General features: G+C 39.8%; 23 protein-coding genes and 1 pseudogene. 1 reads left to right on the top strand and 23 read right to left on the bottom strand.

From position 1 onward, the window contains the following. Positions 1-46: 46 nt before the first annotated feature. Together ACY45D_RS07700 and ACY45D_RS07695 are read right to left on the bottom strand one after the other, a co-directional pair. Positions 47-1,063 (bottom strand): DUF4760 domain-containing protein, encoded by a 1,017-nt coding sequence (locus tag ACY45D_RS07700; RefSeq protein ID WP_463109153.1) that lies wholly within the window; start codon positions 1,061-1,063, stop codon positions 47-49. Positions 1,064-1,343: 280 nt separating this feature from the next. Next, complete coding sequence (locus tag ACY45D_RS07695) at positions 1,344-1,595, bottom strand: hypothetical protein (protein ID WP_463109152.1); 252 nt, start codon at positions 1,593-1,595, stop codon at positions 1,344-1,346. Positions 1,596-1,669: 74 nt separating this feature from the next. On the opposite strand from ACY45D_RS07695, the gene ACY45D_RS07690 reads away from it, so the two are divergent. Then, positions 1,670-2,020: a lysozyme inhibitor LprI family protein gene (locus tag ACY45D_RS07690; protein WP_463109151.1), complete on the top strand. Its 351-nt coding sequence runs from the start codon at positions 1,670-1,672 to the stop codon at positions 2,018-2,020. Here the strand turns inward: ACY45D_RS07690 and ACY45D_RS07685 are convergent. From ACY45D_RS07685 to ACY45D_RS07585, 21 genes and pseudogenes are all read right to left on the bottom strand, one after another. Further along, positions 2,009-4,117, bottom strand: a complete 2,109-nt coding sequence (locus ACY45D_RS07685) for a phage tail tape measure protein (protein WP_463109150.1) — start codon at positions 4,115-4,117, stop codon at positions 2,009-2,011. The genes ACY45D_RS07690 and ACY45D_RS07685 overlap by 12 nt on opposite strands. Before the next feature lie 26 nt (positions 4,118-4,143). Then, positions 4,144-4,428 carry a hypothetical protein gene (locus ACY45D_RS07680; RefSeq protein ID WP_463109149.1) on the bottom strand — a complete coding sequence of 95 codons (285 nt, stop codon included), beginning with the start codon at positions 4,426-4,428 and terminating at the stop codon, positions 4,144-4,146. A 91-nt stretch (positions 4,429-4,519) separates the two neighbouring features. Next, complete coding sequence (locus ACY45D_RS07675) at positions 4,520-4,636, bottom strand: DUF6889 family protein (RefSeq protein ID WP_463109456.1); 117 nt, start codon at positions 4,634-4,636, stop codon at positions 4,520-4,522. A 56-nt stretch (positions 4,637-4,692) separates the two neighbouring features. Next, positions 4,693-5,151 carry a phage tail assembly chaperone gene (locus ACY45D_RS07670; protein ID WP_463109148.1) on the bottom strand — a complete coding sequence of 153 codons (459 nt, stop codon included), beginning with the start codon at positions 5,149-5,151 and terminating at the stop codon, positions 4,693-4,695. Next, complete coding sequence (locus ACY45D_RS07665) at positions 5,144-5,590, bottom strand: phage structural protein (protein WP_463109147.1); 447 nt, start codon at positions 5,588-5,590, stop codon at positions 5,144-5,146. The genes ACY45D_RS07670 and ACY45D_RS07665 overlap by 8 nt, the downstream gene beginning before the upstream one ends. Before the next feature lie 15 nt (positions 5,591-5,605). Continuing rightward, entirely contained in the window at positions 5,606-6,757 is a 1,152-nt protein-coding gene (locus ACY45D_RS07660; protein WP_463109146.1) for a DUF3383 family protein, read from the bottom strand. A gap of 8 nt (positions 6,758-6,765) precedes the next feature. Further along, the gene (locus ACY45D_RS07655; RefSeq protein WP_463109145.1) at positions 6,766-7,296 is read right to left on the bottom strand and encodes a phage neck terminator protein; all 531 of its coding nucleotides are present in this window, start codon (positions 7,294-7,296) and stop codon (positions 6,766-6,768) included. Further along, a complete protein-coding gene (locus ACY45D_RS07650) occupies positions 7,297-7,671 on the bottom strand; it encodes a hypothetical protein (protein WP_463109144.1) in 375 nt (124 codons plus the stop codon). Beyond that, entirely contained in the window at positions 7,664-8,203 is a 540-nt protein-coding gene (locus ACY45D_RS07645; RefSeq protein ID WP_463109143.1) for a hypothetical protein, read from the bottom strand. The genes ACY45D_RS07650 and ACY45D_RS07645 overlap by 8 nt, the downstream gene beginning before the upstream one ends. Beyond that, positions 8,200-8,592, bottom strand: a complete 393-nt coding sequence (locus tag ACY45D_RS07640; protein ID WP_463109142.1) for a DUF4054 domain-containing protein — start codon at positions 8,590-8,592, stop codon at positions 8,200-8,202. Before ACY45D_RS07640 ends, ACY45D_RS07645 begins: the two co-directional genes overlap by 4 nt. Positions 8,593-8,595: 3 nt before the next feature. Next, the gene (locus ACY45D_RS07635; protein WP_463109141.1) at positions 8,596-8,967 is read right to left on the bottom strand and encodes an STY1053 family phage-associated protein; all 372 of its coding nucleotides are present in this window, start codon (positions 8,965-8,967) and stop codon (positions 8,596-8,598) included. A 12-nt stretch (positions 8,968-8,979) separates the two neighbouring features. Further along, the gene (locus ACY45D_RS07630) at positions 8,980-10,005 is read right to left on the bottom strand and encodes a DUF2184 domain-containing protein (protein ID WP_463109140.1); all 1,026 of its coding nucleotides are present in this window, start codon (positions 10,003-10,005) and stop codon (positions 8,980-8,982) included. Between the two features lie 65 nt (positions 10,006-10,070). Continuing rightward, complete coding sequence (locus tag ACY45D_RS07625) at positions 10,071-10,550, bottom strand: structural cement protein Gp24 (RefSeq protein ID WP_463109139.1); 480 nt, start codon at positions 10,548-10,550, stop codon at positions 10,071-10,073. Between the two features lie 2 nt (positions 10,551-10,552). Next, positions 10,553-11,842, bottom strand: a complete 1,290-nt coding sequence (locus tag ACY45D_RS07620) for a DUF2213 domain-containing protein (protein ID WP_463109138.1) — start codon at positions 11,840-11,842, stop codon at positions 10,553-10,555. Between the two features lie 60 nt (positions 11,843-11,902). After that, complete coding sequence (locus ACY45D_RS07615) at positions 11,903-13,255, bottom strand: hypothetical protein (protein ID WP_463109137.1); 1,353 nt, start codon at positions 13,253-13,255, stop codon at positions 11,903-11,905. 1 nt (position 13,256) lies between these two features. Then, complete coding sequence (locus ACY45D_RS07610) at positions 13,257-13,946, bottom strand: phage head morphogenesis protein (RefSeq protein ID WP_463109455.1); 690 nt, start codon at positions 13,944-13,946, stop codon at positions 13,257-13,259. A 178-nt stretch (positions 13,947-14,124) separates the two neighbouring features. Continuing rightward, a complete protein-coding gene (locus ACY45D_RS07605; protein ID WP_463109454.1) occupies positions 14,125-14,484 on the bottom strand; it encodes a PBECR3 domain-containing polyvalent protein in 360 nt (119 codons plus the stop codon). Between the two features lie 141 nt (positions 14,485-14,625). After that, positions 14,626-16,011, bottom strand: a pseudogene (locus ACY45D_RS07600) (DUF1073 domain-containing protein); the annotation flags it as partial. 13 nt (positions 16,012-16,024) lie between these two features. Continuing rightward, positions 16,025-17,683 carry a terminase gene (locus tag ACY45D_RS07595; protein WP_463109136.1) on the bottom strand — a complete coding sequence of 553 codons (1,659 nt, stop codon included), beginning with the start codon at positions 17,681-17,683 and terminating at the stop codon, positions 16,025-16,027. Next, a complete protein-coding gene (locus ACY45D_RS07590; RefSeq protein WP_463109135.1) occupies positions 17,680-18,267 on the bottom strand; it encodes a terminase small subunit in 588 nt (195 codons plus the stop codon). The genes ACY45D_RS07595 and ACY45D_RS07590 overlap by 4 nt, the downstream gene beginning before the upstream one ends. 60 nt (positions 18,268-18,327) lie before the next feature. Next, the gene (locus ACY45D_RS07585; protein ID WP_463109134.1) at positions 18,328-18,996 is read right to left on the bottom strand and encodes a hypothetical protein; all 669 of its coding nucleotides are present in this window, start codon (positions 18,994-18,996) and stop codon (positions 18,328-18,330) included. Between the last annotated feature and the right edge of the window lie 22 nt (positions 18,997-19,018).

The raw sequence follows: 19,018 nt of genomic DNA, 5'->3' as shown, positions 1-19,018 counted from the left end.
ATTAAAAAACCCACTCGGTTGAGTGGGTTTTATTAATTTATTAATATTACGTAACCTTAGATTTCAACGCGTCCATTTCACAATCTACACAAATAAAATTATCTTCTTCTCTAGAAATAGTTAGCCATTCAATATACTTCATAACACTTAATAGTATTAACCAAAAAAAGCATGTAAATAGGGTAAAAACAACATGCCTTGTTATTACTTTTAATTTAGTAAGTTTACTATTATCAATACCCACTTGGTGCCACTCGCTGCATTTATGGCACTTTAAATGTTTTTCATCATCCCATCTTTTATGGAGCATCTCTAATTGCATATAAGTTTTTGGACTATCTAATTTTCTTAAATGCTCAATTACTGGCTCAAAAAGGACGTAATTAGATTTTAAAATTGACTTAAAACTACCTCTTATTAAATCCTCATCAAGATTGTTGTGCCGAACACCAATAGCTACGAATTCTAAAAAATTTAATAAGTACGTAACCGCTGACTTTTCAGCATGGTCTAACTTTTGGTATGCGCTCTCTGATAATTGAATTTTTTCAGCTTTGTTCTTCCCTATAACATTTTTCATCTTATATACAGTACTAATTTTCTCGTTAAAAATGAAACATGTATCTTTATTAGAAAGACTTTGCTCCTCTGATAGCCTTCTTCGTATAATTGTAGCTTTATCAACTTTGTCCATATAAACAGTAGAATTACGACTATTCATTAATACTTGTACTGAATGTGATCTTGTAGTATTAATTATTTGAACTCTTGAGGTGAAAATCCATCCAAAAACAGCTGCAATTGCAGCCAATACTGTCACCAAAGCAGTTGTTTTAAATTGATCAGGCTTATTTTCTATATCAAAGCCCAAAAATGTATAGCTCTCAAAAAAACCTTTCCAAATTAATACATTAACAAAAGACAGTCCTAAAAGGATTAGTATCAAAAGCAACTGAACGCTACTTCGGATCTTTAAAAAGAAGTTATCTTTTTTATATATGAAAAAATAAATTAGAACTGTTATGTATGGAACAATTAGTAAATATGTTAGAAAAATTCCCATTATCATACTCAAAAATAAAGCATCCCTATAGGATGCTTTATTTTTTCGAAACTGTTAAGAGGATATTAGCCTAAACCATATCCTTCGCTGAGAATATTCATAGTTTTTTCGTTATATTTAATCATAAATCTCTCCTTTTAACTAAAATATGCCTTCTTATCAAATGATAAAATGGTCGGTTCGAGCATATTATACGTTATCGTATAATTGGTCAATACGCCAATGTATTCGCTTTGTCAATATATGTGCGTTAAATACTGTCGCGCAACGTCATCTATTATTACTTTTTATGCATCTCAAGAAACTTCTTACACCCAGTCATCCATTCCTTTGATGCAGGTTCCTCGTACTCCATATCGACTTCCTCACAGCTTTTTAGATCCGTGATGTTGTTATCTGTAAAGTAGCGATAGCCGTAATATTCACTCGTATTTTCTTCATAACCACCTGTTTCTAAATAGTTTCGATACGCAAACACACCAAATAAGCAGAATAAGAATACAAGCGAGATAATCATTAATTTAAGAGTCATTTTATTTATTCAGTTAATATTGTTCTTTTCCCACAAAAACATATCATAGAGTCATTCTAAAAAGGAATTTCAAAATGAAAAAACTACTCCTTCTTACACTTTTGGTTAGTGGTGGTGCTTGGGCTAATAAAGCCTGCGATAATCCTACTAACTCATTTGAAGCTCAAAAATGCTTATCAGAAGATGTTCGTAAATTTAAAAATGAACTAAACATAATTTATAAAAAACTCTATACACAAACAGAGGCAAAATCAGAGCTTGATACTGCTCAAAAATTATGGCTTAGCTACAAAGAACAGCAATGCGGTAGCTTTGTAGCTGTAGACACAGGGCATAGTCCTGCTGCGGTTATAATGGATCTAGATTGTCAATCAACTTTATTGCAACAACGCACCGCATACCTAAAAACACTATTAATCGAATAATCCTTTTGCATTTCTCGCCATCTGCATGCTTGTAGCATCATTATGGTGCTGAACTTCTTTTGCAACTAACCTCGGATTTTCAGCACCATTAATCGTCATTTGAGTATGATGATTTTGATTAATTACAACATTATTCTGTTTTCCTGCACTATTTGTATTTGTTCCTTCTGGTAAAAGTACTGCTTTTGGTGGAACAAATGAGTTAATTTTAGGGAGTGGCATGTGGGTAGGTTGATTAACAGGTGTAGAGTTATTTTGATTATTATGAAGCGTAACTCTAAATGGCTTTGGCATCTTATGCTTATCAGAACTAGGTGTCCCGTGAACATGAATTGCTTTGCCTACCCCATACTTCTGCCCAGTGGTTTCGGCTTGTTTTTCAACTTCGCGAACCCATGCTTTTGTCGCTTCACTAGCTTCACTTAAATAATAAGGATTTGCATAAGAAACATTCTCTCCTACGCTTGATGATTGTCCTAAAGCTCTTTTTTTCAGATATTCCCGTACAAAAGTTTCCATACGGCTTGATACTCTACTCATCGGAACTTTATCAACACTACCATAAGCACCTTTTCTGGGAGCGTTTATATCTGAAAATGCCCAGCGTTGATTTACTACTCCCTTCACTCCCTTACCATATTTACCTGAAGCAACTCTATTTAATATAGTATCAATCACTCCAGCGGCTTGGTTTTCAAAAGCCTTTCCTTTGAGCGATGGCACTACTTCGGTTGAGGTTACTTTCATAATATCAACAATATCTTGCTCTGAAAGCTCTAAAGATGCTCCTCCTGCATTCGCCCCCACCTTCGCCTCTACATCTCCCTTCAAAGCATTAGCACCACTAACAATCGCATTTACACCTGCCAAAGCTGCTTGTTGTGCTAAATTTTGACTGGTCTTTTCAGCGATTGGTTTAACCACTTTTTCCATTACAGGCTCAACAATATTCCGAGACGTCCAATCTACGGTACTGTCATAAGACCCTTCACCAAACATCAAGTCCATTGCTTGCTTAGTTAAGTCTTGCAACCAACCACCAAGTTCTTTGATCTTGGCAATGGCTTTATCAATACCATCTGACCATTTACCCCAATCAATTAAAGACTCACCACCATTTTTCCATGTTTGGTAGTCATCCCATAACAAAGCAATTGCCGCAGCTAAAGCGAGAACAATTCCGATCGGTGAGGCTAAGAATACAAGTCGTAAGGCTTTAAATACATTCAACAAACCAGTAAGCAAAGGTAATAGCTTTGCAAGCTTACCAATCACACTAAACAACCCACCAAAAACTAAGGTGAGCATTGCAATTTTAAGACCAGTAGCAAGGAATGATTTAAGCCGTGGATCAAGCTGACCAAACCAATGAATCACATACTGAATGAGTTGATTTAACATTTTCAAAACAGGGATTAATGCTTTGCCTGCTGTCATCACAATGACTTCCATCAAGGCTTTAAGTTGCATCGTCATATCACGCCACTGATATGCAAACTCTTGTCCTGATTTGGCTAAATCATCATTCAAGCCCATGTCTTTGCGTAGTTTTTGGTATTTCTCCATTTCAGAAGTGAATTTACCATCACGCATAGACATTAAGGTTGATTCATCAATACCAAGCGCATTGGCATAGTTATTGGCTTTGTAATACTCCATGCCTTGCAATGTTTTAGATAAGTCTTTCATCACTTCAACACGGTCACGCATCTGTCCGTTCTGGTCACGGGTCGTTACGCCAAGTCCTTTAAGCATGCCCTCATAACCCGGTGATTCACGAAGTTTACGTGCAACATTTTCAAGTGATGAAAGCGCGCCTTCTGCACTACCACCCATTTGAGAAATAGCATCACCATAAGCACGAATATTATTGGCAGATGCACCGATACGCTGACTTGAGTAATACAGTTTTTCAAGTTCATTGGCTGTTTTAGCAACGGCGATTACTGCGGTACTGGCAAGTGCAATCAGTGCACGACTCAATAATTTTGCTGCTTTTTCGTTGCTTTCTAAAGCATCTTTGGATTTTTTAGAGCCTGTGTCATCTGTTTTGAATGTCAGAGCAACCAAGAAATCGCGAATTACTGTACTACTCATAAATTCTATCCTTCAGGTTTTAATTTTTACTTCATTACATGTAGGACTACTGCAATTGAGATTAATAACCCACTTGTGGCAACTATAAGTAAAGATATGCCTTGTAACATTCCGACACGATCAGCACCTTTTGATGTCATTTTTCCATCTACCTTTAATTGAGAATTTGATGTATTCTTATTCATGAACGTTTTGTTAATCCTTTTAAGGGTTAATTTTTTAAAAAACCTCGGTGCTTCCAACACTGGGGTTTTTGCTTTTTTATAGGCTAATGATTTTTTTCCCTGAGTATCAGGCGGAAACACTTCCATTTTCATTAATCAATAAAAGTAAAGGCCCATAGCGAAACTATGAGCCTTTAAAATCAACTGTTCTAACACTTAAATCCTGTTTAACGCTTAATCAGGATTTTTCACTTGCAAGCCTTTCGTTATCAACAAGCACATTTAATGCATCATTCATCAAAGCAATATCTGCTAAATCAACTGTGCCATCTTTAAGTGATTCAAACTTACACATGCCTTTAATGACTGGTCTTAACAACCAGTCTTCACCATCGGGCAAACTTCGCCAGTTTATTGAGGATTCGTCACTTCGGTCTGACTCGTACGCAGACCTGCTATAAAATTTCCCAAACTGCTCCGTAAAACAGCAATCACTAGCGGAAGGATTTCCGACATTTCCATATCATCAAATGCAGGGCTTTTATTTCGCCAGACTGCTGCATAACCATTATCCGTTTTACGGCGTACGACAGACATACATTTACTAATCACATAGTCCGTATGTTCATCTGACATTTCTGCCAAAGCTTCTGCAAACGGCTGAAAAGATGGGGCTAAGGTTTTAAGGATATCGAGATCAAGTGATTCGTTTTCTTTAATATCCGTCAAACCTGCTTCAACGATATTGACAAGCAGCGGCGCAATGGTTGGAATCACAGGTGCGATACGGCGTGATACATGCAATTGATCCAAAGCATTGAGTTTGCCAACTTGGTACTGGTATTCACCTACATTAATAAGATCATTCACTATAAGCACCCTGTTTAATTTCTAGTTTGATTGCATCAAATACCCACTCCACCACATCACCATCTTTGGCGTATTTCAGATCTGGGCGTTTTTTGAAAGCACATTTTGAAGCGGTACCATTGTCACCACCGCCAGTGTGATTAAAGGTGATGGTATTTCTACCCCATTTTTTGGTATTCCCTTTTTGTAAGTCATACAAATCAGAAAGCTTGGCATTGGTTGGGGAGGTTTTAAGCAGACGAATCGTGACTTGACCTGAATTATCACAATGTAGGGAATGCATCCCTTCACCATCTGCACCAATATGCATTGTGTTTTTATCACCAGCCATTACAAAAGAAAGTCCTTCATCAGCAACGGCAGCCCCATAACCAATATCAATCGTTGCATCGCTACTGGTTAATGTTGCATGAACATCTAAAAAGCTATATGTAGACATGAATTATTTTCCTTATTAGCGATTCACATTAACCAAAACATCAACAAAATGAATTGCACCTGCCAATTTAACAGCCACTTGAATAGGTGGTGCGATACGTTCTTCACGCTCAGCCTGTTCTTGTGCATCAATCGGATTGGAATAGACGTAATAACCTTTGGTTAGATAATCGCCCGTTTTTAAAATCCCAAAGCCATCACCATTCCATACACCTGGTGCAACCAGTCCATTGGTTACTGCTTGCTCAAGCGCATGTTCTAAAACCGCACAATGACGATTCATACCACCCTCAGTTTGAGGAATCTTAGTTGAACTTGTGTAATGTGCATTCCAAACCGCTGTTTGTAGATAGTTTTGCAACCAATCCAAGCCGTGTCGCTCATCAATGAATGTGCCACTGCACATAACACCTTCTTGAATAATCGCGGTGTCATTGTTGTATTCAGCAAACACATTACAGTTTTTATCCTGCAATGTTCTTGCTTCACTGGTGCGTAAATACTCAGCAACAACAGTAGGCTCTTGCTTAAACTTCAACGTAATTGTTGTATTGTTCGCTAAAAAGTTCACAGCAAATGTGCGAGCCAATAGCGACACAACTGCAAAAGGCGAATCTTCAGAATATTGGATCAGAGTGCGTTCAAACTTACGTTCTTTGAGTTTGTAGGCGATATCGTTTGGAAGTGCATCACCAAAATGTGGTGTTTTTACTTCTGGATCTTGTGTGGTAAACCCAACAATGCGATACGGCGTAGATGCTTCAATAAATTCAGACACTGAAATAATGTCTTCATCTGTAGCAATAGGTGCAGCAACAGTTAAGCCATACCATCCATTAGAAGCATCAGCACACGCTCTTACTGCTTCAAGCAATGCTTCAGGAATGCCTGTTTCGGTGCTTGCTTGAACCCAACGTCCAATACATACGATTGTAGGTCGTGGGTTTTGAGCATAAAACTTCAGTGCTGCCTGATACTCAGGATCACCTTCGCCAAAATCTTCTGCAATTTCATTCATTGAAGAATAAGGGCGAACACGTTCATTCGCTGAAATGACAGGTGTAGAACCTAAAATTAATAATGTACCAAAGCTTCGATTTTGGGCTGCACGTGGTGTTAATGAAAGTTGTACATTAACCACCAAATCCACAGGTAATGCTGCGGTCATACGGTCTCCTAGCCCACATCAATCTTGGGCGGTGTATTAAAGTTTAAAACTGGGTAGTGGCTCACTTTCTTACGGCGCATCGTAATTTCAATGTCATAGCGCCTTAACCACTGTTGATTCAGTAGTTCAGGGACATTGCGAATCGGTTGAGTACGTACAAAAGTGATGTGATGTTTTTTCAATTGGTTATTGTTTTGAGGGATTGCCAAGCCTGCTTTAAACATTTTGGCTTTTGACTCGGCATGTGGGCCATAGAATGAAGCCAAAACTTCAAACGTTTCATGGTTGACTGAATTTCTATCATCATCAAAATAAGGTGAATCAGGATCTTCACTGGAGGTCGTCCCAATTGAAGCCCAAGTGACATGAGGCTCAGGTAACTTCGGTGTGATTGTTTGCCATCGAGGACGAACCAAAGGAGGATCTAAGCCTGTGAGATTCACCACATGACTTTGTAAAATATCTTCCAGTTCATCATCACTAGGCACACCAACACCATCAGATGGTAAATAACCACCTGTTGCACTGGTATTTGACATTTAAGAACCTGCGAATGGTTTTAGAATACAAACAGCTTGAATAAAGCCTTTGCCAAAATGTGAATAATCATCAACTTTATTCACGATGTAATGCTTGCCTTTCCAACAAACCTCATCTGAATCTCGATGATCAAGCCCTGCAACTAAATTGAATTTAGTCACAATATTAATTGCACCTGAAACAATAGAACCGTCAGGGCGGCGATCAAGATTAACCCCATCATTGGAAGTCACTACACCTGAAAATCGAGTTTTACACTGTTCATTTGCAGCTCGTCCTTTCTCATTTACATCTTGAACATTACGGATACAAACAATATTTTTATCCATAAATCGAGGGTCACGCAGCACACTGGTTACATCAAGTCTAGCCATCCTCACCTCGCTTTCGAATCACATAAGTCGCGCTTTTACGCATTTCCGTAGTATCGATTAAGGGGTTAACTAAACCTGCTTGTGGTGGCCCTTGATCAATTTGTTTTAGATAGTCTCTTGCACCTTTGCGCCCACGGCGAGCACGATTTTGAATGGTTAAAATAGACAATGGTGCAAAGTTACCCTCAACAAAATAAAGTCGTACCGCATTCATTGCGATCGTTCCCGCAGCGTTATAGTGTTTGATCACTCTTTCAGCATGACCATCTAATGCAGCATCAACCGCCATGCATAGCTGATCTGCAACTTTTTCCTGAACGGTTGCTATAGCGGGTACTAAAAATGGTCGGGCAGGAATATTTTGTGCAGGAGAACCTTTTTCATGGAGATAACCAAGCTGAGCATTGGTCATCCCATCTGCATCAGTTCTTGCCTCGCCATGTGGAATCCCGACAAGCACTTCGTTTTCCATCAATTCTTGTATTGCGTCAAATATTCCCGTTAATCCTTCACCTGTCATGGTGATACTCATAACTGAACACCTCCCATGCCAACCATACATAACAATTGATAAAACTGAATACCGTAGGTGGTTAAGTTCCAGTGTCCTGCATCATCCAGTGTGATTTTGGATACATCCAACGTAACTGAAACTTTATCAACCGATTTTGCTGTTTCCACCCCTTGTACTTGTCCTGCATACTCAGCACCACTGTGATTCGTAGCCTCTGTTTCACGTGCATACAGGACAAGATAATGCGCAACAAAAAGCATCTGACCTTCATCATACAAATCAGCCCAACGGCACTCATTCAGCATTTTTTTTGAAAAGTTCAACCAAAAATTAAATTGTGCTGTCGGGTAAACATCCAAATCCGCAAACACTGGAAAAGCTTGTCTGAATTCTGATTCGTTGATCATGGTTTATTTCGCCTTTGGTTTTTCTTCAGGAGTAGTTGCAGCTGCGAGATTTTCTTGAAGTTCAGCGATCTTTTGTGCATCTGTTTTCGCTTGAACCTCTAATTCAGCAATCTTTTGTGTTGCTAAATTAGACTGGGTTTGAAGCGCTTCATGTTCAGCTTTTAATGCATCATAAGCATCTTGAAGTTCTTTATTGGCTGTGACACTTGCGGTAATTTCTTGTGCATGCGCTTTGACAAACCAATGTTCAGCAATTTCAGTATCCACCTCCTGCAAACCTGCAGGAAGCTTTACTGTTTTTTGCTGACCATCTTTATCTTTACCAAGATTCACAGTGAGTTCTTTACTTAAAAGAATCTGTACAAGTTTAGACATGATCAGCTTTCCTTATAGACCATCGGCGTAATACGCAGTTTCAGGATAAACCCACTCCACCGCACCCAAACGACCAAAATAGGTGGTCAATTGACGCAAATCACGGTATTCAAGTGGCGTACGTTGCAGCGGTACTAATGGGAAGCGCACACGATTTTCAGACTGCGTATAAGTCATCATACGATCTGTATTGCCTACACCACGTTTCACACACCATTTAGATGGCTGAATATCCAAAGGCTTACCATTCACAGACATGCAAAGGTTGTTAACTTTTAAATATTCTAAAACCGAGATATTCCCTGCTTCACTCACCACACGTGTCGTCAACCAACCAAATTGTACTGGTGGTAAAAGCAATTTATCAGGACATACCGCAAAGCCCGATGCGATCCACGCATTGTTTAAGATCAGGTTTACATCATCTACAATCTGTTGCGGCGTTGCTGTCGCCCAAGATGTATTGACGTTGGTTGCTCCGACTTTGCTTGAATTGAGCAAGCCTTCTAAACCAAGTTGCTCATCACCAATATAGACTTGCTCATCCACATCCATATTATATTTAAGCATCAAGCCCGTATATTTCTGCGCATCCACAGGACGACCCACTTTTAAAGCGGATTCAAGTTCTGGCAAGGTATAACCAATCTGCATCGCCCATAATGTCAATGGTGCAGCAGTTTTGCCAATATCAAGTGCAATGCCTTGAATCGCATCGGTATTCTTACCGACCCACGCTTTACCATTACCCGATTGTCCACCTGCAGCAGCAAAGGTACTGTTGGTAAATGATGAGGTTTCATCAGCAATCGATACATCCGAACGCAAATCAATATCACGTGTCCATGTTACCGACGCTAAAGGTTCGTGCATGGTTTGGTCTAAGCGTTCAAGCTCACCCACCAAGAATGCACCAGAGCTGTCTACAGTACGCTGATCGAATGTCATCATCTGATCACGAGTACGTGCTCGCACAGGCGTCGATGTCCCCATTGCTACAGCTTGAGCCATGGAAGTGGCCAAGAGTAATTTCTTCATATCTTCTTTTCCTTAGACATAAAAAAAAGACGCTTTTAGCGCCCGAGTTTTATGTGATTTAAGATTTAAATGTTGTAAGAGATTTCTACATTGCCGCTTGCATCAGCCGCATGCATAAAGATTGCATTTACTTCAATAGTATTGGCTGCATCTGCTACCGCTTCGATACCACCGATTGGTTTTAAGTCTGTGCCTGCTGCGACACGCACAAATACCTTTCCACCAGTTTTTGTGGTACCTGCGTTACATTTCACTGTCATATAGCCACGACGCAAGACATCGTTAAAACCTTTTACTGGAATAGCTGAACCCAAACCATTGTTCGCTGATTGAGTTGGATATGAACGCACAATAAGTCCATATACATCCGCAGCAGTGTCAGTGTCTGTTAATGGTGCAAACTTACCATCAGCATTTAATTTGCCGAATAACCCGAAACCTGCAAAACCAACCACAGTGTCATGTGCTTCAGTGGTTGAATGCGATTTACGTGATACATCACCCGCAATACCTGACGGCATGCGATATAAAAAAGCATTACTCATGATTATTTTCCTTTGTTCCAATAGGCACGATTCTTCGCATTAATATCAGCGATTGATGGCGCTTGGCGACCAAAATCTTTGGTTGAAATACCATGACGGACACCAGCATTATTATTGTGTTGCTTCATCAGCTCAGATGCACCGATAAACGCAGCATCGACCGTATGTGCAGGCAAGGTATCAAAATTGGTTTGATCACCAATAAACGGTGTAATCACCTTTTGACCATCTGCCGTGGCATATGCCTGTTTTAGGGCAATTCGTTTAGCGTTTAAAACAGACTGTCCATTATTGGCGCTATCAAACGTCGGTAATTTAATACCAGGTACTAAAACCTCAGCACGTGCGATAACGTCTTTCAATGAATCCCCTGTATGGTTTTGCACACCTTCTTGAGAAAGCTTAGATGTCCCTTCTGTATCAAGAACATCATCTTTCGTTTCTTCGGTATCATTATCGTCATCGGATTCATCACTGTCTTTGGTGCTTTTCTTTTCCAATGCCCCAAGGCGAGAATCCATTGTTTTGAGCATTTTCAGAATCTGACGATTGACCGCAGTATCAGAGGTTTTTCCTTTGTCATCATCTGAATCATCTTCTTCAGAATCATCATCCGAATCCTTGGTTTCTTCTGCTTCTTCCAAAGCTTCATCAATTGTACGTTTTGCACCAAGCAAGGCTTGATACCATGGTTTTTTTTGTTTCTTTGTCTTATTCGACATAAAACTATCTCCTATAGAGCAGCGAGAACCGCATCGCCCTTTATCGACCAATGCAATATGGTTTACCCGAATATTGCTCTGTAACCCTTTGCCTTTGCTGATCTCTATATAATCAGCATCGTACCCAAGAGAAATTTCAACTTTTCCTTCTTCAACAGCCTTGATCGTTTCTCGGTCTGTGATTAATAGATCCGCCATTAAATAATCTGAATCAACACCATCGCCACGATGTACATTTTGTCCTGACCCCTTGGACAATTCTTTCCAATTGTCAGGGGTGACCCAGTCGTCAGGGTGATTGTCTGTAACGGGCTTACTTTCGGCACTAGCGATGGTGACTGGATCAAATAAAATATCCTCACCACGTTCAATAATGATCAGCCCCGTATTGTCTGCGGTCACAGGGACTTCACCATCTCCATACATTAGCTTGCCGATTCTCGCGATAGGAACATCACGGCAAAGTAAATAACCTTCTGGTGTAGTTTCTCGTGTACGTCCAATCTGACCTGTTGTGTAGATATTTGAACGGTCAATCGTTTTACTTTCTGTAGGCTTCTTTTTAAACATAAGTCACCTTTTAATAGGCATTAAAAAACCACCCGAAGGTGGTCATATTCTTTAGTTTGGTTAATTGATGTCATTTTTACCGAGATTGAATTGAGCTTTGAATCCATCAGTAACAATTAATGTTTCATTTGGAGGGTACAACCCACTATCATCAACGATGACATCAATTTCCGATAAAAATTCAATATAAATGGATAGATTTTCAGTAATCCCTGTTCCTTCAAATCCAATTCTCACAGCATTAGGTCCACCAGAATATGCAGGATCTATTTGATCAAATAGCGTCATCACATGATATTGCTGTTGTAAAATAGGAGCCAATTCATTCACTAATGAGCCTGTGTACTCAGTACCATTCACTACGATTAATGCAGGGATTGTAGTTCCCCACGCTGCTGTAGTTCTGAGCGCTGCATAGGGTGGATAATTTCCAACTTGTATTGGTTGTGGCGCTAAGCAGAAACGAACTTCTTTATATCTATCAAATTGAGTCGGATTAAACTCTTCTGACACAACACCTTCACCATCTACCACATTTAGATCACCTTCATTGCCGATTGTTGCGCTATAACGTAATTGAAGATTGTTAGTTGATGTATTGACTAAATTAAATCTATTCACACCGGCCCATGCATCAGGCATTAGCTCAGCGCTTAGTTTCATAGATGCGTTGATTTGCAATAAAAATTCTTCAAATGCAGCTGCAATTAATGCGCCCTCGTTTGTACCGTTACATTCTTTAAAAGCAATGGTTTCATTCGTTTCAACATTCTCTAATTTAAACCACGTTTGAAGTTGTGACTCATAAGCTGAAACGCTACTCCAAGCCAACATATTTTCAATAGTTATCCACCCGAAATTACATGATTGCAGATCTTCAAGGTAACGTGAAAGACAGACACCAGATCTATTGTTATTAAATTCAATAATTGTGAGGTTGCCCGTCAATATTGTTCTTTTCATGTTCTGATTTGTGGGTTCATAAGCAAACTCCAATCGCACATCTTCAGTAGATGTATTTCTTAAAATTTCAGAATATGTCCATTCATAGCCTTCAGGTGGAGGGAACACTGGTGGAGGTACAGGTATAGATTCCAAAAAGTCGGGTAAAATATCAGTAGAAACCCCGTTTATATACATCATCTGCCTTGATGCAGTTATCGTATTTTCATCAGGCTCTATTAATCTAGCATCATATAAAGTGACCGAATTGGTCGCCCCTGCACAACTAATCGATGGTAAATTTGTTCCACAAACACCAACATCTTCAAACGTAGCGTAATCTTCCCCAATGCGTACACCCACTGGAATAGGCTGAGCGCATGCAAACCGTGGTCTGACAAAACCATCGACATTATCCAAGAACTTCCAAATACCAAATTGGATCGTGTTTTCAAATTTTAAATCTTTCATTTTAATCCTCAGGTATTACAGGTTCAGGGTAACAACGACAGCTATAAATACAGCCTGCATGTGCTCTTATTCCTCGCTTTCTATCTACAATTGGCGGTGAATCCCAGCGAATAAAACTGCCATTTAATAAATGATGATCATGCCGTACATCACCATCGCCTGAATCACGCCAAATATAGCCTTCACTACCAATCGCTTTAGCTCGTACTTCTGTAAATAACGTACTTGCCCTTGAGACTTCTGTCCGTGCAATGGTATTGGCTCTTGCTCTTGAAGTGTGACCAGCAGCGATGATTAATCCTGCAATCTCGTCAGATCGAATCCCTTCAATCAAAGCGCGTGTAGACAGGTCGTGAACCTTATTTGCAACTTCTAAAGGCAGTGAGCGAATTAATCTCACTTGCTCAGATTGTAATTGCTGATATGTCGCACCAATATCCGTATTACGAATCTGATCCCGCAAGCCTTTGGACATATCCTTTGCATAGATCATCCATGTTTTTTCATCACGTAAGGCAATGTCAGTAAGTACCCGACCCGCGGCACTATGCGCCCATACATCCAATGTTTCAGCATAACGGCGTAATGCAGTCACTATCGACGGATAAACACGCTGATCATGCACATCAAAGCCTTTGATGATGGACTCAATGTAGCTAGAAATCTGTCGCAATTGCCTGCCGTACTTCATTTCCACCTTTCGGGCACGCATAGGTGTATGGCGATTAGATTTCATGCTAGTCACCGATTAAAAAATGGGCTAAAATATTTATACACCGCATAGCCAATCTATGGGGACGGGTACGTTTCGGACGTTCAGCGAACGCAGGCATTTAGATGCTGAGAGTTAGGCAACCGTTGTGATTGGACTATGTGGTTTTCTTTTTCCACATTGAAATCACAGATAATCGCTTTCTCTTTTTCCCGATTTGTTGAATAACATAAACGACACCATCTACTTTTTTAGTGCTAACTATACGTACAGCACCAGTTTTTGTATCAGGTTTACCTAACTCCACATTGTCAGGATTATTTAAATAATCATTTAAATGTAAGAAGTCTTCTTTAGTAATCGCAACTTGCCCACGTTTTGCCTCTATGGATTCGTCACCATGCTCGTTTAGAATGTGGCGCACATGTTCTTCATCAATACCATTGTGATAATCCTCAAGATCAATCCCTGTAGCTTTGTGGATTTTTTCTGCCTGCTGTTCAGAAACATTTGATATTTTGGAATAGAACTCATTTCCAGTTTGTCCAGTTCTAGCAATGGCTTGATCAAATAAATCATTAACCGAAACCTGATAACCCTTTGGATTCTTACTGCCTGATCCACCACTACCAAAGCGACCACCCTCATCTCGTGGATGATCTTCTTCATTCCACGTTCCTGCATCCGTTGTTTCATGCTCATCTGAATCATGATCGGAATCAGGTGCAGGCGGTTGATCATTCGCTTGTGCAATATCTTCATCAGTAATGGTTGACCAAATACCTGTTACTTCACTAGATTGACGCAATTCTTTAAGCGCTGTTTGTTCTGTCACAATGCCGTTTTCAACAGCACTCATCACAGCTGAAGTTACAGTACTTGCGATCGTCGCTTTCTTCTCATCATCGATTTGCCATAACGATGCAAAATCAAATTTAAAAGACTTGGGAAGATCAACACCTAATTCAGAATGACAAATCACGCGTAACAGTGTTTGTAATGGTGTTCTTAAACGGCGTTCTTGTTGCTGATTGATATTGTCATAGTAGTTGCTTAAATCACTTTCCCCTGTTGAGTTAAGACCTGCAGGTGATTGACCAAACAAACGAACCAAAGGAATTTGCACAGCACCCGAAATCTGCTGACCAAACTGCAAAAGAATATTATCCAAACCTGTGAAGCTGTATTGGTGTGTTTCAAATGAATCGCTTGAATCCATTAGGGTCATACCCTCATTGGATTGGAATTGGCGAATTTGATTGATTTGCTTCAATAATGCTTCATATACAGCACCACCTTTGGCAATGATTTCACGTAATTTATCGACCTTGTAGGTGCGTAAATGCGCTTTATAAACCAACTGTCCTGCACCCATCGTTGCGCTATCAAAAATAGTCAAACGATCGATTAAGCGCTCAATGACAGATTGCCCCCAAAGATTTTCAGAAATCGATTGCCAATAAGGTAGATCAACACCATCAATACGAATAATTCGTGAATAGTGGATACGTTGATTGCAAAAACCAACTGCATCAGTAATCACGTCATAATATTTAGGCTTGCCATAATGAGGGCCATATTCAGTCACCAAATCTTGCAAACTTGGTAAGACCATCCAGCGATCTAAAACCATCAGACCTTTGAATGAATCCTTAGCCACAGTTTTAACATTTAGCGGGGTTGAGGAATTTTGACCATCGATCAACATCACAGCCAAACAACCACCGTATAGGCGTCCCCACTTGATCGTATTACACAACTTATCCCAAATTTCCAAACGATCTAAACACTGATTAATTGCTTCAACATCTTCAGGTTTATCAAACCCACGGATATTCAATCCCTCTCGTGTCATGTCTTCGGCAACTACATCGACAACTTGTCCAACCACCCAACTTGAACGATACATTGCTTCAAGTTTCAAACGGTCTCGGCTGACAAAGTCAAAGCCATATTGTGATTGATCGTGTTGATTTCCTGAACCCAAGCCAACTCGGGCCGCGAAGTTTTGAAAACTATCCGCAGTAAATTTTAAAAGACCCATAAGCTTTCCTGAATTAAAGTTTGCTCCAAATACTCAGGCTTGAGACTTGGGGGTTAAAACAAATCATGACGCTATCTGCGCGGTTTGGTGATGCTGTGCCATCTGGTTGTTTATCTACCAATATTTTCCCCACACCATTTTTGGTGTAGGTCGGTTGAGATAGTTCAGTGGTCAGTAATGCCAACTCTTTAGCGTCTATGTCTTGGCTAGATAGAGAAATAATCATATCGGGATCGTATTCACGCCCATCGAGTGCCCTAAATGTTTCTTGAAAACGTAAACGCAAAGACCACCATGATTGAGCTTTGAGATTGGCAAAGAAATCTTTGTTATAACGACTCTCTACCATTTGACCTTCAGGATCATGGACAGCACCCGACCCACGGAAAGGTTGAACATCGACCTCAGCTAAGCCAAGTTCACGTTGTTTTTCATTAATCACTCGTGCATCACCACGACAGCCAGCACCTAGACCATCAGCATCGTAGAAAAGCGTATCAATCGATCTTTCGATACTGGTATCCATAGCTTTTTGTGTCGTGCCAAAGATGTCATCGCCTTTACCCGACCACGTATCAAGATAGTCCATGACAATGCCGTGACGTGCTGCAAGTGAGTTCTTGTCTCGACCTTCATCAGCGACATCAAGACCGCCAATACGATCGCCTGTAGGCTGAATACCAAGTTTGATATGTGAATCAATCGCAAGCTGAACCCATGTAGATGGGATAAGCACACCTTCAACAGAAGCGGCGTAGTTAATATCGACTTCCTGCGCAAGAACTACATCATCGAGGGTGGCTAACTGCTTTTCGTACCACGGATGGATCTCTTTGCCGTTATATATAACCGTCCAATTCTTATCGGGATTGGCTCGCCAAGGCATCGTGAACACAGCATAACGACCGCTAAAACGATCTTGGTGGAATCGATCTCCAATACCGTTGGGGGTAGATCCTTTGATATGTACGTTGGTATTTTGGGATATTGCAGCGTCTACAGCTTCTTGATGCTCTACATGCGCCCATTCATCAAGAAGGTACATTGTAGTACGACCACCACGACCTATATTGTCACCCGCCTCGCCTGTGATGGTTGCACCATTATCAGGGTTAATAAAACGCATGTAATTATCATGTACCTTCTCAACAAAACCTTTGGGCTTCATCCAGTTCGGCATTTTGCTAAACATATCGCGAATTTTATGAAACAGCGTTTTAGGATCACCTCTTTTATCGACTAATTCTTCTTTACGACTCCCAACGCCACCTGCAAAGCCTTCAACAAATAGCCAACGATGTAAGAAAAATCCTAAAACAACATAAGACATTCCTTCATCACGAGATTTTTCAATCAAGCCATGTGTTTGTGTGCTTTCGCGTTCTAGTAACCATTCAACCAATTCGACCTGTTTTGGTCGTAATACAAATGGTAGGTTTGCAGGTAATCCAAATGACATACCACGTGGGTCGTATGTCCAGATCCAATGATTAAACCAATGCACTGGATCAGTACGGCATTTGTATAGCTCAGCCTGAATACTTAACTCGTTTTGCTCGATAACAGCTTTGTAGTAATAACGGCGTGTCATTTCTGCGATAACATCGGGCAATCTTGTATTTACAGTCCATTCTTTGATTAGCGGGGCAATCTCTTCAAGGGCATAAGTCATAACTTTCCATTAATTGCTAATCGCGATAACTCTTGTGGTGAGAGGTTCGACAATTCTTCTAATGTCATAGGTATATTTGTTGTGACTTGATGGATTGGCCCACCGCCCGCACCAGTTAATTCCACTTTGTCTTTGAACATGCCTAAATGACGACCCATATCGACCAATGCAGCGCGCTTATCGCTAAGTTTGAATTTCGTCCGCTTCACGTTTCGAGCATCGTCGCCTCTGCCTTCTGTGTATTCTTCAACGGTAACTTCACCAATTGCAGCGGCTTGATCTCGGGTAATGGCAGAAAAATCAGGAGCAAGATCGCCACCATCGGTCACAGACACATAATCAAGCATGTTGCTAAAACCGATCTTTGCTAGCTCATTGAGCACCATATCTTGGGTAATTTGAGTTCGCTTTGAGCGTTTCGCTTGTGCTTCGCTGATTTGTGCGCTCAGTACCTTAGTAAGATATTGCCCTTTTGAACATGCGGTTTTTACGGAATATTTTGCGCGAATCGCAGCTTGCGTAGCATTAAGGTCAATTAGGTATTCATCAATAAATGCAAGTTGCTTTGCAGTGAGTTTTGACATATTTCCTCCTGCAAAAACTCTAGGTAATAAAAAACCTCCCGAAGGAGGTCAAATTTGATATTAAAGTTTTGTAGATTTGATTTCTAACAGTTTAATTACACTGGCTTTAAATTTGTCTGTTTCACTTTTTAACCGCAAAATCTTTTCCGACTCATAATCAACTGCTTGCTTTTCTACAAAATTGTCCACTAACTCAGTTCTCAACCAGTCTTCAATAAAAATTTTATACTTTTTTATTTCTTCACAAGACTGTTCACCGTCAGAAATTAGTAAATCAATTTTAAAACTTGTAGTACTTAAATCTGCAGATATTTGATTTAGCTTATATAATGTTTCTTTATAGTTATCAAATTGCACATTGGCATCACTCAAAGCTAGTTCATCTTTAAGCACATACTGATTGAAAAGATCTACGTTTTCTTTAACTATATCTAAATATTTCGAACTCAAGTTTTTAAAATCATCTAGCCATTTCTTTCTAATCTCAATTTGAAATCTATAATCTTCTAAATTGACATCGGTTTGCTTTTTTAAAATGGCTTTTAAATCTTCAAGCTCTTTATCCTTTTCAAACTTCAATTCGCCTTTGAATTTCTCTAAAGACAAATCATATTCATGTTTAATACTATTTTTTAAACGTTCTAAAAACCAATTCTTAGCAAAAAATATAACGAGTCCCAAGGTTACTGATGGAGCAACTGCTATAACAAAATATTCAAAAAAGTTCATTTTTATCTCTAATATTTAAAGG

The sequence above is a fragment of the Acinetobacter sp. BZX-2 genome, from assembly GCF_055179795.1.
Note: the sequence above shows the minus strand (reverse complement) of the source record. Positions and strands in the feature narration are given on the sequence as shown.